At 69.4% G+C, this 14,519-nt stretch carries 14 protein-coding genes; 6 read left to right on the top strand and 8 right to left on the bottom strand.

The genetic code is table 11. The features are described from left to right. Positions 1–22: 22 nt before the first annotated feature. Positions 23–652, bottom strand: coding sequence for an LON peptidase substrate-binding domain-containing protein (locus tag FS845_RS10615; RefSeq protein WP_144634108.1), 630 nt, complete (start codon positions 650–652; stop codon positions 23–25). A 157-nt stretch (positions 653–809) separates the two neighbouring features. Here FS845_RS10615 and FS845_RS10610 point away from each other — a divergent pair, with 157 nt between their 5' ends. Together FS845_RS10610 and FS845_RS10605 are read left to right on the top strand one after the other, a co-directional pair. After that, positions 810–2,249 carry a DHA2 family efflux MFS transporter permease subunit gene (locus tag FS845_RS10610; RefSeq protein WP_144634105.1) on the top strand — a complete coding sequence of 480 codons (1,440 nt, stop codon included), beginning with the start codon at positions 810–812 and terminating at the stop codon, positions 2,247–2,249. Between the two features lie 29 nt (positions 2,250–2,278). After that, positions 2,279–2,626 (top strand): GFA family protein, encoded by a 348-nt coding sequence (locus FS845_RS10605; protein ID WP_144634102.1) that lies wholly within the window; start codon positions 2,279–2,281, stop codon positions 2,624–2,626. A 119-nt stretch (positions 2,627–2,745) separates the two neighbouring features. Here the strand turns inward: FS845_RS10605 and FS845_RS10600 are convergent, their stop codons facing one another. Together FS845_RS10600 and FS845_RS10595 are read right to left on the bottom strand one after the other, a co-directional pair. Then, positions 2,746–2,937, bottom strand: a complete 192-nt coding sequence (locus FS845_RS10600) for a YqaE/Pmp3 family membrane protein (protein ID WP_144634099.1) — start codon at positions 2,935–2,937, stop codon at positions 2,746–2,748. Between the two features lie 216 nt (positions 2,938–3,153). Beyond that, complete coding sequence (locus FS845_RS10595) at positions 3,154–3,567, bottom strand: GNAT family N-acetyltransferase (RefSeq protein WP_144634096.1); 414 nt, start codon at positions 3,565–3,567, stop codon at positions 3,154–3,156. A 250-nt stretch (positions 3,568–3,817) separates the two neighbouring features. Between FS845_RS10595 and FS845_RS10590 the strand changes: the two genes are divergently transcribed. Then, positions 3,818–4,504, top strand: a complete 687-nt coding sequence (locus tag FS845_RS10590; RefSeq protein WP_144634093.1) for a hypothetical protein — start codon at positions 3,818–3,820, stop codon at positions 4,502–4,504. A 107-nt stretch (positions 4,505–4,611) separates the two neighbouring features. On the opposite strand, the gene FS845_RS10585 is transcribed toward FS845_RS10590, so the two are convergent. After that, on the bottom strand, positions 4,612–6,813 hold the full coding sequence (locus FS845_RS10585) for a DUF6351 family protein (RefSeq protein ID WP_144634090.1): 2,202 nt from the start codon (positions 6,811–6,813) through the stop codon (positions 4,612–4,614). A gap of 431 nt (positions 6,814–7,244) precedes the next feature. After that, positions 7,245–8,201 (bottom strand): GlxA family transcriptional regulator, encoded by a 957-nt coding sequence (locus tag FS845_RS10580; RefSeq protein WP_144634087.1) that lies wholly within the window; start codon positions 8,199–8,201, stop codon positions 7,245–7,247. A gap of 85 nt (positions 8,202–8,286) precedes the next feature. Here FS845_RS10580 and FS845_RS10575 point away from each other — a divergent pair, with 85 nt between their 5' ends. The 3 genes from FS845_RS10575 (at position 8,287) to FS845_RS10565 (ending at position 10,459) form a co-directional block, all read left to right on the top strand. After that, positions 8,287–9,573, top strand: coding sequence for an MFS transporter (locus tag FS845_RS10575; protein ID WP_144634084.1), 1,287 nt, complete (start codon positions 8,287–8,289; stop codon positions 9,571–9,573). Between the two features lie 243 nt (positions 9,574–9,816). Continuing rightward, complete coding sequence (locus tag FS845_RS10570) at positions 9,817–10,053, top strand: FitA-like ribbon-helix-helix domain-containing protein (RefSeq protein WP_144634602.1); 237 nt, start codon at positions 9,817–9,819, stop codon at positions 10,051–10,053. Further along, the gene (locus FS845_RS10565; protein ID WP_144634080.1) at positions 10,040–10,459 is read left to right on the top strand and encodes a type II toxin-antitoxin system VapC family toxin; all 420 of its coding nucleotides are present in this window, start codon (positions 10,040–10,042) and stop codon (positions 10,457–10,459) included. The genes FS845_RS10570 and FS845_RS10565 overlap by 14 nt, the downstream gene beginning before the upstream one ends. A gap of 43 nt (positions 10,460–10,502) precedes the next feature. Here the strand turns inward: FS845_RS10565 and FS845_RS10560 are convergent, their stop codons facing one another. The 3 genes from FS845_RS10560 to boxB form a co-directional block, all read right to left on the bottom strand. Then, positions 10,503–11,252: a sulfite exporter TauE/SafE family protein gene (locus FS845_RS10560; RefSeq protein WP_144634077.1), complete on the bottom strand. Its 750-nt coding sequence runs from the start codon at positions 11,250–11,252 to the stop codon at positions 10,503–10,505. A gap of 442 nt (positions 11,253–11,694) precedes the next feature. Next, positions 11,695–12,945, bottom strand: a complete 1,251-nt coding sequence (boxA, locus tag FS845_RS10555; protein ID WP_144634074.1) for a benzoyl-CoA 2,3-epoxidase subunit BoxA — start codon at positions 12,943–12,945, stop codon at positions 11,695–11,697. 50 nt (positions 12,946–12,995) lie between these two features. Then, the gene (boxB, locus tag FS845_RS10550; protein WP_144634069.1) at positions 12,996–14,423 is read right to left on the bottom strand and encodes a benzoyl-CoA 2,3-epoxidase subunit BoxB; all 1,428 of its coding nucleotides are present in this window, start codon (positions 14,421–14,423) and stop codon (positions 12,996–12,998) included. Between the last annotated feature and the right edge of the window lie 96 nt (positions 14,424–14,519).

The following is a 14,519-nucleotide window of genomic DNA, read 5'->3' as shown; positions in this document are numbered from 1 at the left end:
TGCAGACGCCGCGCGGGAAGGCTCAGGCCGCGTCGTCGTCCGGCGCCGGCGACAGGCCCTGCAGGGCGTCCTGGATGGCACGCAGCCGCGCCACGGGATCGTCCAGGCCCAGCAGCCGCGCCTTCTCGGCCGGCCGCAGCTGCAGCAGCTCGGCCCAGCGGTCGGCCACCCAGCCGCATTCGTCCAGCCGGAACGGCGGCGCCAGCGGCATGGACGCCGCCGGCACGCCGTCGCGCTGCATGCCGGCGATCAGCTGGCCCAGCGCGTCGGCGCTGGGCTGCAGGTCGTGCGGCACCTCGGCCTCGGGCGGCTGGGGCAAGGGCTCGGCCTGCCCCAGCCACAGTCCGTACTGCGCCCGCTTCGCCGACACCAGGCGAAATCGCGTGGTGCCCGCGCAGGCCACTTCCAGCAAGGCGGGCATGGGCGCGTCGCACTGCACGATGCGCGCCATGGTGCCGACCGTGGCCAGCGTCTCGCTGCCCTCGGGCGTGCGCACCTCGTTGCCGGCCAGCAGCACCACCACGCCGAATTCCGTGCCGTCGGCCAGGCAGCGCCGGATCATGTCGAGGTAGCGCACCTCGAAGATGCGCAGGTGCAGCACGCCAGCCGGAAACAGCGCGTTGGAGAGCGGGAAGAGAGGAATCTCGGCCATGCCGGAATGATGACATGAAAGCGCCCCGGGGATGGCGTCCCCGTCGTCCGCCGGCGGGTTGCCTTTCGGGATCGACGCCCGTCTAATGCTGCCAGGCGCATGGCCGATCGACGGCGCGCCGTATCAGGGCCCGTCGACAGGCCCCACGGAGACCTGCATGACGCACGGCATCGAAGGCCGCAAACGCTGGTGGGCGCTGACCGTCCTGTGCCTGGGTGTACTGATGATCGTGCTGGACACGACCATCGTCAACGTGGCCCTGCCCTCCATCCGCGACGACCTGCGTTTCACCGAGACCTCGCTGGTCTGGGTGGTCAATGCCTACATGCTCACCTTCGGCGGCTTCCTGCTGCTGGGCGGGCGGCTGGGCGACCTGCTGGGCCATCGCCGCGTATTCCTGGCGGGCCTCACGCTGTTCACCCTGGCCTCGCTGGCTTGCGGCCTGGCCAATTCGCAGCACGTGCTGGTGGCCGCCCGCGCCGTACAGGGCCTGGGCGGCGCGGTGGTGTCGGCGGTGTCGCTGTCGCTGATCATGACGCTGTTCACCGAGCCCGCCGAGCGCGCCAAGGCCATGGGGGTATACGGTTTCGTCTGCGCGGGCGGCGGCAGCATCGGCGTGCTGCTGGGGGGCCTGCTCACCAGCTCCCTCAGCTGGCACTGGATCTTCCTGGTAAACCTGCCCATCGGCATGGCCGTGTATGCGATGTGCGTCATGCTGCTGCCGCGCGGCCAGGGCCAGGCGGCGGGCGCGCGGCTGGACGTGGGCGGCGCGGTCACCATCACCGCCGCGCTGATGCTGGCCGTCTACGCCGTGGTGGGCGGCAACGAGGCCGGCTGGACGTCCGCGCAATCCATCGGCCTCCTGGCCGCGGCCGCCGTGCTGTTCGCGGCCTTCCTGATGATCGAATCGCGCGTGCAGGCGCCGCTGATGCCGCTGTCGCTGTTCCGCCTGCGCAACGTGGCGGCCGCCAACCTGATCGGCGTGCTGTGGGCCGCCGGCCTGTTCGCCTGGTTCTTCATCTCGGCGCTGTACCTGCAACTGGTGCTGGGCTACGACGCCATGGGCGTGGGCCTGGCCTTCCTGCCGGCCAACCTGGTCATGGCCGTGTTCTCGCTGGGCCTGTCGGCCCGGCTGGTAATGCGGCTGGGCATCCGCCTGCCCTTGGCCGGCGGGCTGCTGCTGGCGGCCCTGGGGCTGCTGCTGTTCGCGCGCGCGCCGGCCGACGGTGGCTTCGCGCTGGACGTGCTGCCGGGCATGCTGCTGCTGGGCCTGGGCGGCGGCATCGCCTTCAATCCCCTGCTGCTGGCGGCCATGAGCGACGTCGACACCCACGAATCGGGGCTGGCCTCGGGCGTAGTGAACACCGCCTTCATGATGGGCGGCTCGCTGGGCCTGGCCGTGCTGGCCAGCCTGGCCTCGGCGCGCACCGGCCAGGCGCTGGCCGGCGGCGCCGCGCAGGCGGCGGCTTTGAATGCGGGCTATCAACTGGCCTTCGGCGTGGGCGCGGCCTTCGCCGCGCTGGGCGGCGTGCTGGCCCTGGCGCTGGTGCGCACGCGCGGCCTCGCGGCGCCTTCCGATTCCGGCGCGGCGGCCTGACGCCCCGCGCACCACCCAGGAGAAGCGACATGGACTACCAAGGCAGCTGTCACTGCGGCGCGATCTCGTTCGAGGTCAGCGGCGACATCCAGGGCGCGATGGAATGCAATTGCTCGATGTGCACGCGCAAGGGCGCGCTGATGTGGTTCGTGCCGCGCCAGGCGCTGCACGTGCGCGCCGCGCCCGACGCCATCGGCACCTACACCTTCAACAAGCACGTCATCAAGCACCAGTTCTGCAAGACGTGCGGCATCCATCCGTACGGCGAAGGCGCGATGCCCGACGGCACGGCCATGGCGGCGATCAACCTGCGTTGCCTGGACGGCCTGGACCTGTCGAAGATTGCGGTCCGGCAGTACGACGGACGCGCAGCTTAGGCTCGGGGCCGGGTTCGGGGTTGTATGCCCCAACCTCCGGGCTGCGGCACGATCGACGCCGCGCCGCATTCCCGGACAACCGCAATCGCGGGCGCCTGGATGCGCCCGCCCGGTACGGATCAGCGGCCGGCGGACGCCTCGCGGATTTTCCTGTCGGTGTTGTACTGGCTGAGCGCGTAGACGGCCCACAGCGCCGCCGGAATCCAGCCGATCACCGTGATCTGCAGGATCAGGCAGATGACGCCGGCGATCGGGCGGCCGATCGTGAAGAAGACCATGAAGGGCAGGAAAATCGCCAGTAGCAGTCGCATAGGTGAGATCGGCTGTGATGAGGCTGCCGGCGCGCACCGCGGGCCGGCGGGCCAGCCTGTGGCCGGCGCCATCGCCATGATATCGGAAGCGCGAATGCGGCACGGGGCTGGACGGCCCGGACGGATGGCTTGGACCTGGCGCGCACGAAGCGCCGTTGCCCCTCCCGTTTACGCGGCGCGCGCGTCGCGCTGCATCACGTATTCGGACTCGGTCGTTTACGCGATGCGAAAGCCCAGCCGTTCGTACAGGCGACGCGCCGGATTGGCGTGCAGGACCGACAGCCGCACCGCCAGCCCGTCCCGGTCGGCCGCCGCCAGCAGCTCGCCCAACACGCGCGCGCCCACGCCGTGGCCCTGCCAGGCAGGGTCCACCTGCACCTGCTGCACGTACCAGTGATCCGGTTCGCGAAAGGCCTTGAACAGGCCCGCGGGCCGGCCGTCCAGCAGGATCACCCGGGCCGCGTCCCAATGCAGGCGCAGCCGCACCAGATGCGCCTGGTCGTCGTCCGGCAAGCCGGCCTGGCGCACGTGCGGCCCCATGGTGCGCCGGCGCAGGTCCAGCAGGTAGGCCAGGTCGTCCTCGGTGGCCTGGCGCAGGGTCAGGGTGGGTGTCTGGAGAGCGGCGGTCATGGGTGTTCCTTCGTGCTGCGCACATCGTGTTCGCTGCAGGCGCGACTGGCAAGTTATCGGGGCCGGAACGCCCGAACCAGCCAGGCGGCCGCGTCCGCCATGCTACCCGAGGCCGACTGCCCCGGGCCTGAAACGCATTGCATTACCTTTACACGACGCAGGCGGTACAGGCCCCTGCAGGCGCGGTAAAGTGGGTCATCAGCCGGGCTGGACGCGCATGGCGCAGCCGCCCCGGCACAGGAGCCTGATCATGCGCACCTCTCGAATTCTTTGCCGCACCGCCATCGCGGCCTTGCTGGTTTCCCTGGCTACCCCCGCCCTCGCCGATCGCGGCGGCCACGGCGCCTGGGGCGGTGGCCGCCATGGCGGCGGCTGGAGCCATCACGGCGGCGGCTATGGCCATCGCTATCACGGCGGTGGCGGCAGTTCCGATGGCTGGTGGATCGGCGGCGCGCTGGCGCTGGTGGCCACGGGCCTGGTGCTGGCCGCGGCCAACGACGATACGCCAGACTATCCGCCGTCGGGTTCGTATTCGTACACGCAGCCGTCCTACGCGCAGCCCGAGACCGGCTACTACTACACCTCGCCCCCGCCCACCGCGTACTCGGTGCCGGAAAGCGGCTACAACCCGCCCGCGGACGTGGGCGCACCCTTGCCGCGGGCCCAGGCGCCGGTGTACACGCCGCCGCCCGCCCCTCAGCCGCAATATCAGCAGCAGCAGTACCAGCACCCGCAACACACGCAACCCCAGGCCCGGCAGCCCGCCGCCGCCCCGCGTACCGTGTCGAACGCGCCCGATCAGGCCCAGTGCCAGCGTTACGCCGTGAACTACAGCGGCTACGACCCGGCCAACCAGTCGGCGTGGACCACCGGCGTGGGCGTGGAAAGCTACAACCGCGCCCTGCAAAGCTGCCTGGCGGGTGGCCAGGCAGGCTGAAGGCCCGATCCGTATCCCAAGAAAACGCGCCGCGTCCTGAACTGACCCCCGGAGGTTGGATCCACGTCCAACTTTCGGGGGTCGGTTCATTCACAACGGCGCGCTTTCTACGGCTTGCTCACGTCGAACACCTGCTTCTTCGTCGACGGCCCGAACGACAGCCACGTGCCCTGCAGCCCCTGCTGTTCCACGCCCGGCTTGCTCCAGTCGCACACCCCTTCCGGGAAGATGCCCTGAAGGCGCGTCAGTTGCGGTCCGGTCAGCACGACCGCATAGTCCGCGGGATCGATCGGCTTCAACTGGCACTTGACGATGTCGTCGGCCAACGGCCCGCCCGCCACCATGCGCGGCGTGGTGCCGGCTGGATAGAGCGTATTGCACTGGCCGCCGCCCGAGGGCGTGGACGGTTCCTCGATCTTGGCGCCGCCCGCGTCCCAGCACGCGTCGACCAGGTCGGCCGGCTTGGCGCCGATGATGCGCTCGGACTTGCTCGTTTCCGGATCTCCGTCCACGGCCGCCATCAGCCACGTATCCATGATGTCGAACAGGTTGACCGGCACCGTGCCCGGTCCGAGCATGACGTGGTTGTCGAAGCTGCCGTTGGCCTTCTTCAGCCGTTCGCGCACCGAGTACGAGTGGATCTTGTTGTGGATGTCGCCCGCGACCGCGTTGTCGAAATAATCGCGCCGCTCCAGGATCGCCGTGCCCGCCAGCCCGCCGCCACCGTTGGTGATGCGGCCTGACTGGTAGGCGCGCCGGATCGCCGGCAGGTCGCCGGTGGTGCGCTGCGCCGTGGGCTTCAAGTCGGCGTCCAGGCCGCCGATGTTCTGGTTCAGGTCCAGGAACTCGTCGGCCGTGATCGCGCCCGAGTTGAACGCCTGCAGGCCGTACTGCACGCCGACGTTGTCGATGGGCCGCAGGGCGAAGCCGCGCTCGTCCTTGCCGTACACGTTGACGGTGTGGTCGTACACCGTGGCGCGCGACCCGGTGGGATTGGTGGCCGGGTTGTACTTCAGCTCGGCGGGGAAGCTGGCGGGGAAGGACACCAGCGGGTCCAGGCGCCCGGCGCTGCCGCTCATCGCGGCGATGTTGCCGACCTGCAGATAGCCCGAGATGGCTTTCTTCTTGTCGTCGCTGTAGGCCAGCCCCCCCGGCCGCGTGAAGTAGTTCTGCAGCAGCCGCGAGTCGAACACCTTGAACAGCGTGGCCGAGGTCACGTCCGGGAACACCGAGTTGACGATGATGCCGTCGAACAGGCCGGGATAGTTGTCCGAGGTCTGGAAGCTCTGGTACGCCCCGCCGGAGCCGCCCGTGCCGATGGTATAGGTGGGCACGCCGTAGGCCTCGATGAATCGCTCCTTGGTCATGGCCACGGTTTCCGACGACAGCAGGTCGTTGCAGTTCGAGCCGAAGATGTTCAGCGTGGACGTGACCGCCGCATAGCCGCGCTGCATCCACTCGTCGTTGATCAGCGAACCGAAGGTGTCGCCCTGCGTATACCAGCCGCCCTGGCAGCCGCCGCCCAGCGGGTAGATCAGCTTGCCGTTCCAGCCGGCCGAATGCTTGTTCGGGCCGATGGGGCCGTCGACCAGCGGATCGTGCAGCATGGCCGACTGATAGATACCGCGGTTGATCGTGCCGGTCTCCAGCCGCACCAGATACGCCACGCGGCGCTCGGTCGGCTTGCCCGCGTCGATGGTCAGATAGCTCATGTCGGCGGGATGCGTGGTCGGGTTGTTCCAGCGCGCATTACCGCCGCCGGTCCTGCGGTAGAAATAGTCGATGCGCGTATTGGCCGAGCAATCGGCATCCAGCGGACCGTCCAGCGTGCCGCCACCCAGGCGGCCGAAGGTCGTCAGCGTGCAGACGAACGGGCGCTGGTGCGGCCCCGACAGCATGGGGCCCGTGATGGGATAGCCGGTCACGGTCAGCGTGCCCGAGGCATCTCCCGCCTTGGCTTCCAACGTGTTGTCGCCCAGGTCGATCCCCTCGACCAGGCCCTGCCAGCGGCCCTGGCCCTGGTCGGCGAAGGCCCGCGAGACGTTGTTGCCGTTCAGGGTGACGGTGGGCGGCCCCGAGACGCCGTCCGGCAGCTGCACCTGCACCAGCGCGTCGCCGCCGCTGACGTATTCCGGCGGCGACGACACCGTCGTCATCGACAGGGATCGGCCGGCGGGTGGCGGCGTCGTCTGTTCGTCGTCGTCATCGTCGCTGCCGCCGCACCCGGCGGCCAGCAGCGCCACGACCCCCGCCAGCACCACATTCCTGGCTTGCCCATAGGACCCGCGTCTTCCATGGTTCTTGCGCATGTCTTCCTCTTGTCGTCTCGGTGGGAAAAACGGACGCCGGGAATACGGAATGGGCACGCGCGAACGCACGCGGCGGCGCCGATGGCCGCCGCGGCGATGCGCATGCCTGGGCGCATGCCCTCATGGTGTCTCCTTCCGTACGGCGCCTGCGTCGTGGCGGCGCCGTTCCCATTGTCTTGTTCGAATAATCTGACCTTCGGCGCCGCGCGCCGCAATATGGCCATATGGCCTAGGACGGCGGCAATCCAAACGTGCAGGCTACTCTAGCGCAAGGTCGCGTCAGCAAATGTACGGAGATTTTTCAGGCTGATCCAAAACGTCCCGATCGCGGCGCAAGGGCGGCATGGCCGAAGCGTGCCGATAGGCGTTTCCAAGGGCAGTGCGCGCGGCCGCGCGCGAGATGGGTCGTGATGCTGCCCGGAAGGCGCGCGTCAGGCCGCGCGCGCGGCCCGCCGCACGGCTTGCGGCGGCTGGCCGTACACGCGCAGGAAGGCGCGCCGCATGCGTTCGGCGTCCTCGAACCCCACGTGGCGCGCCACCGCTTCGATGGTCGCGCCGCCCTCCTCGATCCGCGCGCGCGCCGCCTCGGCGCGGATGCGCTCGACCGCCTTGGCCGGCGTCTGCCCGGTCTCGGCCTTGAAGGCACGGATGAACTGGCGAGGACCGAGGCATGCCACGTCGGCCAGGGTGTCCACCGTCAGCGCGCAGGCCAGGTTGGCGCCGATGTAGTCCATCACGGCGCGCATGCGATCGCTTTGCGGCGCCAGGTCCTGCAGCGTGGAGAACTGCGATTGACCGCCCGTGCGGCGGTGATACACCACCATCTCGCGCGACACGCTGCGCGCCAGCTTGGCGCCCAGGTCGGCCTCGACCATGGCCAACGCCAGATCGATGCCGGCGCTGACGCCGGCCGACGTCCAGATGGCGCCGTCGCGCACGAAGATGCGGTCGCTGTCCACCCGCACCGCGGGATGGCGGCGCTGCAGTTCCACCGCGTGGCGCCAGTGGGTGGTGGCACGGCGGCCGTCCAGCACGCCGGCCGCGGCCAGCAGGAAGGCACCCGTGCATACGCTGGTGACGCGGCGACCCGCGGCGGCCGAGCCGGCCAGGTGCGCGAGCAGCGCGGGCGAAGGCGGCGCGGTGCGCGCGCCACGGCCGCCCGCCACCATCAGCGTGCCGGCCCGCGAGCCGCGCCAGGACTCGGTGACGACCTCGACCCCCGAGGTGCAGGCCACGCGCCCGCCGCGCTCGGACACCAGGGTGACGGCATACGCGGGCCCGCGCCGCGCGGGCGCGAGGTCGGCGGCCATGTTGAACACCGCCACCGGCCCGGCCATGTCCAGCAGCTGGAAGCCCGGCACGAGCAATACGTCGATCGCGCGAGTCATGTCGTTTATCGAGGGATATATGTCATTCGTGCCATAGTGTCGGCGCGTAGAGTCGGCTGTGTCAACCACGCGGCAACTTCACGGCATGTCCCATTCCTCGTCTATTACCTCGTCCGAAGCGCCACATGCCGCTTCCCGGGCGGCGCTGCCTGATGGCCCGGCGGCGTCCCCGGCCGAACCTCCGCAGGGCCGGCGCAATGCCTGGGTGCTGGCGGTCTGCCAGGGCCTGTTCACCGCGGCCATCTCCATCGACCTGACGCTGACCGCGCTGACGGGCCACATGCTGGCGCCGGACAAGGCGCTGGCCACCCTGCCCTTCGCGCTGATCACCGTGGCGGGCGCCGTGGTCACCTGGTTCGCCGCGCAACTGATGCAGCGCATCGGCCGGCGCGCGGGCTTCGTGCTGGGCGCGCTGAGCGGGGCCGCGGGTGGCCTCATCTCGGTCTGGGCGGTGTTCCACTCGCTGTTCTGGGTGTTCTGCGCGGGCACCGCGCTGGTGGGCGTGTTCCAGGCCTTCGCCCAGTACTACCGGCTGGCCGCGGCCGATGCAGTGCCCGCCCCGGCCAAGAGCCGCGCCATCTCCACGGTGCTGGCCGGCGGCGTGATCGCGGCGCTGGCAGGTCCCGCGCTGGCGGCCTGGAGCAAGGACCTGTTTCCCGTGGCGCTGTTCGCCGGCGCCTACCTGATGGTGGCCCTGCTGGGCCTGGCCTCCGCCGCGCTGCTGGCGCTGGCCTATCGCGACGTGGAGGCCCCCTCGCAGGCCGCGGCAGCGGATGAAACGCCGCGCCCGCTGCGCGTGGTGGCGCGCCAGCCCATCTTCGTGGCCGCCGCCGCCAACAACGTGGTCGGATCGGTGTCGATGATGTTCATCATGACCGCCGCGCCGCTGGCCGCCGTGGCCTGCCAGCACAGCATCGACGACGGCGCGGGCATCATGCAATGGCACCTGGTCGGCATGTACGCCCCGGCCTTCTTCGCCGGCGCATTGATCCGGCGCCTGGGGCTGGCCCCGGTGCTGGGCGCGGGCATGCTGCTGAACGTGGCTTGTTCGCTGATCGCCATGTCCTCGCCGTCCCTGCCCGCCTTCTACGCCGCGCTGTTCTGCCTGGGCGTGGGCTGGAATTTCATGTTCGTGGGCGGCACGACGCTGCTGGCGCAGTCGTATCGGCCCTCGGAACGCGCGCGGGCGCAGGGCATGGCCGAGCTGCTGCGCTACGCCTTCACGGCGGCGGCCACGCTGGGCGCCGGCCCGTTGCTGGACCGCTACGGCTGGGAAGCCCTGAGCGCCGCCATGCTGCCCATCGTGGCGCTGGCCGCGGCCATGACGGCATGGTGGGCGTGGGCCGAGCGGCGCAAGGAAGCGGCGGCCTAGCCTGGCATGCCACATGGGTGAACGGGTTCGCTGCCTCTGCCGCTATGTGCATGGCCGGAATCATTCGGCTTTCGTCGAGCGGCTATTCGCGAAAGAATGGAAGGGAGACAGGAGCCGGATTCGCCCAGAGAATGCCGTCCGACACTGCTTCTACAGGAGTTCCCGATGTCAGACACCCACAACGTCTATGGCCCGCACGAGCCCAACGATGCTAGCATTGATAGCACCACATGGAGATCGTACATGGCCAGTCTTCTCGTACGCGGCATCGACGATGCCCTGATCCAATCGCTGCGCGAACGCGCAGCCGCCAATGGCCGCAGCGCCGAGGCGGAACACCGCGACATTCTCGCTCGCGCCCTGCTCCAGCCTGCCCGGCGCAGCCTGGCCGAGGTCCTCGCCGCCATGCCCAACGTGGGCGATGACGCCGACTTCGCCCGGCACGAGGACACCGAAGGCACGCCGCATGTATTTGGTTGACACCAACGTCATCAGCGAAGCCCGCAAGGGCGCGAAGGCCGACTCGGGCGTGCGGGCGTTCTTCCGCAACGCCGCCCAGGGCGACCTGGCGCTCTATCTGTCGGTCATCACCGTGGGAGAACTACGGCGCGGCGTCGATCTGCTGCGCCATCGCGGCGACACGTCCCAGGCCGCAAGGCTGGAGACCTGGCTGAGCACATTGCTGCACGACTACGCCCGGCATATCCTGTCCATGGACGCCGACGTCTCGCAGGTCTGGGGCCGGATGCGCGTGCCACAGCCGCAACACGCGCTGGACAAGATCATCGCCGCCACCGCCCTCATCCACGGCCTGACGGTGGCCACGCGCAACACGGCCGATTTCACCGGCCTGGGCGTGCACGTGTTCAATCCCTTCAAGCACTGAGGGCCGCGCCAGCGCCCACGCCGTGCCTGGCCGCGCCTGCGCGTCACCCCGCGAAGAAATGCGGTATCGACGAGGCCAGCAGGGCTACGCCCGACATCGTCAGCAGGCTCAGCACGATGCGGCGGAAGGCGGCGTCGCTGATTCCCAGGTACAGCCGCGCGCCCAGCATCGTCGGGATCAGCATGGCCGGCGCCACGATGGCGAACATCGGCAGCATGTCGCGCGTCACGGTGCCCGACACCAGATAGCCCAGCATCGTGAAGCCCAGCGTCGCCAGGTTGAAGTTCTGGATGATGTTGCGCTGCACGTCCTTGTCGAAGCGGCGCAGCGTGCACCACAGCGTGGGAATCACGCCCGAGAAGCCGCCCAGCCCGCCCATCACGCCGCCGATCAGGCCGACCGCGCCGTTGGCGGCCGAACCGCCCACGGTGATGGGCGGCAAATGGCGCGCGAACAGCATGATGGGGCACCACACGGCCAGCAAGATGCCCAGCGCGGCCTTGAAGACGTGCACCTCGAGCATGGGCAGCACCATCACGCCCACCGGGATGCCGATCAGGCCGCCCAGCAGGAATGGCCACAGCAGCCGCAGGTCGAAGCCCCGCCGCATCGACACCGCGGCGATCACCTGGCCGGTCAGCCCGCCGAACACCGCCAGCACCGCCGCCAGCGTGGGATCGACCGTCCAGGCCCACAGCGACATCGACACCAGGCTGAAGCCGAAGCCCGACAGGCCCTGCACGAAGCCCGCGAGCACGGCGCCCGCGGCCACAGCAAAATAAACGGTATCCATCTCCACCTGCATATTGTTGTCGTCGGCCATCCCCGGGGGTGCCCGGCACGCGATGGCCAGCAGGCATTGTACGGAGAAGGCCTCAGGCGCTTGCGCAGGCCTGCCACATAGCCTGGGTGCACTCGCCGCGCGTCACACGGCTCAACCCGCACGTCCAGCGAGCGAATTTCGACGTGCGCGCACAACTCTGGTTCGATGCATCGGGCAAGGTCGGGCAGGCGCCTGGAAAGATCGACGGGCGACCGGGGCCCTGGACCAGGGTATATCGGACATGCCGACGCGGCGTCGGCGTCGAGGAGACCGTGCCCCGCTGCCCGGAGCCCGTGAAGATACGGTTGCCGGCGCGATGGACCGGATCGGCAAGGCGCTGGACAGCCATGCGGACGAGACGCCCATGCAGGAAAACCCCACGCTGATCTGGCGGCGGCCCAGGTAGCCGGACCTAGTACGTCTCCAGGTGCAGCCTGCCCTGCGCGCGCAATGCCGCATGCAGCGGCTCCCAGGCCTGGCCGGCCTGCTCCGCGACCTCCCGCAAGGCCTGCAGCACGCCAGCCTCCATGCCCTTCAGGCCGCAGACGTAGAGATAGGTCTGCTCGTCGGCCAGCAGCGCCGCCACGTCGGCGGCGCGTTCGCGGATCGCGTCCTGCACGTAGCGGCGCGGCAGCTCGGCCTCGCGCGACAGCGCCAGGTTGATGTCGATGAAGTCGCGCGGCAGTTTCATCAGCGGGCCGAAGTACGGCAGCTCGCGCTGCGTGCGCGCGCCGAAGAACAGCATCAGCCTGCCGTTGACGCCCTGCTCCAGCCGGCGCCGGCAGTGCTCGGTCATGGCGCGCATGGGCGCGGCGCCCGTGCCCGTGCAGATCATCACCAGGTTGGCGCGCGCATGGTTGGGCATCAGGAAGGTGTTGCCGAACGGGCCGATCACCTGCACGGAATCGCCCTTGGCCAGGTCGCACAGGTAGTTGGAACAGACGCCGCGCAACGGCTGGCCGTCGTGCGTCTCGGTGACGCGCTTCACCGTCAGCGACAGGTTGTTGTAGCCCGGCCGCTCGCCGTCGCGCGGGCTGGCCAGCGAGTATTGCCGCGCGTGATGCGCGCGGCCCTGCGCGTCGGCGCCCGGCGGCAGGATGCCGATGGACTGGCCCTCGAGCACGGGAAACGGCAGCTTGCCGAAGTCCAGGACGATGTGGTGGATGTCGCTGTCGGTGTCGTCGTCCGTCACGCGGTAATTACCCACCACCGTGGCGGCGATGGGCGCCTTGTGCGTATACAGGTTGACGTACGGATGCGCGGCCGACCATGGCGGCACGGTGGCGCCCGGGGCCAGGTAGGCGGCGGCGGGCTCGGCCAATGCGGCGGCTGCCGCCAGCGCCTCGGCGGCCACGGCGGCCTGACCGGACACATCCTCCGCGGGCAGCGGCTTCTCGCCCGGCAGTTCGTCCCAGCCGAACTGCTCGTCCAGCGTATAGGCCTGATCGCGCACCACCATGCGCCAATTGTCGATGGAGCCGGTGGGACACGGCGGCACGCAGGCCATGCAGCCGTTGCAGATGGAGGCGTCCACCACGTAATTGCGGCCGTCGTGCGTGATGGCGTCGACCGGGCAGGTTTCTTCGCACGTATTGCAGCGGATGCAGATCTCGGGATCGATCAGGTGCTGCTTGAGAACTTGCGGCGGCAGGGGCGCGTTCATGGCGGTTTTCCAGGGCTACGGCGGTGGCCGCTCCAGGGCGGCCGGCCGGCTCAGTTGAAGCGGACGTACTGGAAGTCGATGGGCTGGCGATTCACGCCCATGACGGGGGGCGCGATCCAGTTGGCGAACTTGCCCGGCTCGTTGACGCGGCCCATCAGCGACGCCACGAAGGAGCGGTCCTCGGGCGTGGGCAGCCACTTGTCCACGTTGGCCCTCCATTGGTCCTGCGTCAGCACGTCGCCCTCGGGCGACACGCGCAGCCCGGCCAGGGTGCCGATCTGGCGGTTGAACGCCTTGTGCGGCACCGACAGGCGGAACGGGATGCCCGCCTTCTCGATGACCTTGTTCCAGCGCCCCACGCCCGCCATCGAATCCCGGATGAAATCGTCGCGCAGCACCTCGTTCAGGGCGTTCAACATGGGCACCTCGATCTCGCGCAGCTTGCCGCCGTCGACCGACAGGATACGGTAGGTGTCGTTCTTCAACTGGTGGTCGTCGGTGCGCTTGCCCTCTTCGTAGCGGCCCTTCAGGCCCGCGCCGTAGAAGATGGCGGCGTTGGAGGACTGGTCCGCGCCGAACAGGTCGATGGTGACGCTGTAGTGGAAATTCAGATAGCGCTGGATCGTCGGCAGGTCGATCACGCCGGCCGCGCGCACGGCCGCGGGATCGTCGGTCTTCAGTTCGTTCATCACCTGGCAGGTGCGCGCAATGACGCGCGACACACCCGACTCGCCCACGAACATGTGGTGCGCCTCTTCGGTCAGCATGAACTTGGTGGTGCGGGCCAGCGGATCGAAGCCGGACTCGGCCAGCGCGCAAAGCTGGAACTTGCCGTCGCGGTCGGTGAAGTACGTGAACATGTAGAACGCCAGCCAGTCGGGCGTCTTCTCGTTGAAGGCGCCCAGGATGCGCGGGTTGTCGGCATCGCCGGAGGTGCGCTGCAGCAGCGCGTCGGCCTCTTCGCGGCCGTCGCGGCCGAAATAGCGGTGCAGCAGGTACACCATGGCCCACAGGTGGCGGCCCTCTTCCACGTTGATCTGGAACAGGTTGCGCAGGTCGTACTGCGACGGCGCGGTCAGGCCCAGGTGGCGCTGCTGCTCGATCGAGGCGGGCTCGGTGTCGCCCTGCGTGACGATGATGCGGCGCAGGTTGGCGCGGTGCTCGCCGGGCACGTCCTGCCACACGTCGCGGCCCATGTTCTCGCCGAAATGGATCTTGCGCTGGCCGTCCTGCGGCGCCAGGAAGATGCCCCAGCGATAGTCGGGCATCTTCACGTGGTCGAAGTGCGCCCAGCCATCGGGCTCGACGCTGACGGCGGTGCGCAGGTACACGTCGAAGTCATGCGACCCGTCCGGACCCATGTCCTGCCACCACTGCAGGTAGTTGGGTTGCCAGTGCTCCAGCGCGCGCTGCAGCGCGCGGTCGCCGGACAGGTTGACGTTGTTGGGAATCTTCTCGCTGTAGTTGATGCCGGACATGCTTGTCTCCTCGGGTGCCGTCCGGCGGACCGGCGGCGCGGGTGTCTGTGCGGGCTGGCTTGCCGAACGCGCGGGCCGCCATTGCGGGCGGCCCCG

Origin of the sequence: Bordetella genomosp. 13, from assembly GCF_007679965.1 — a bacterium.
Lineage (GTDB): Bacteria > Pseudomonadota > Gammaproteobacteria > Burkholderiales > Burkholderiaceae_B > Bordetella.
The sequence above is the reverse complement of the archived record's forward strand: the minus strand, read 5'-3'. Positions and strand labels throughout refer to the sequence as shown.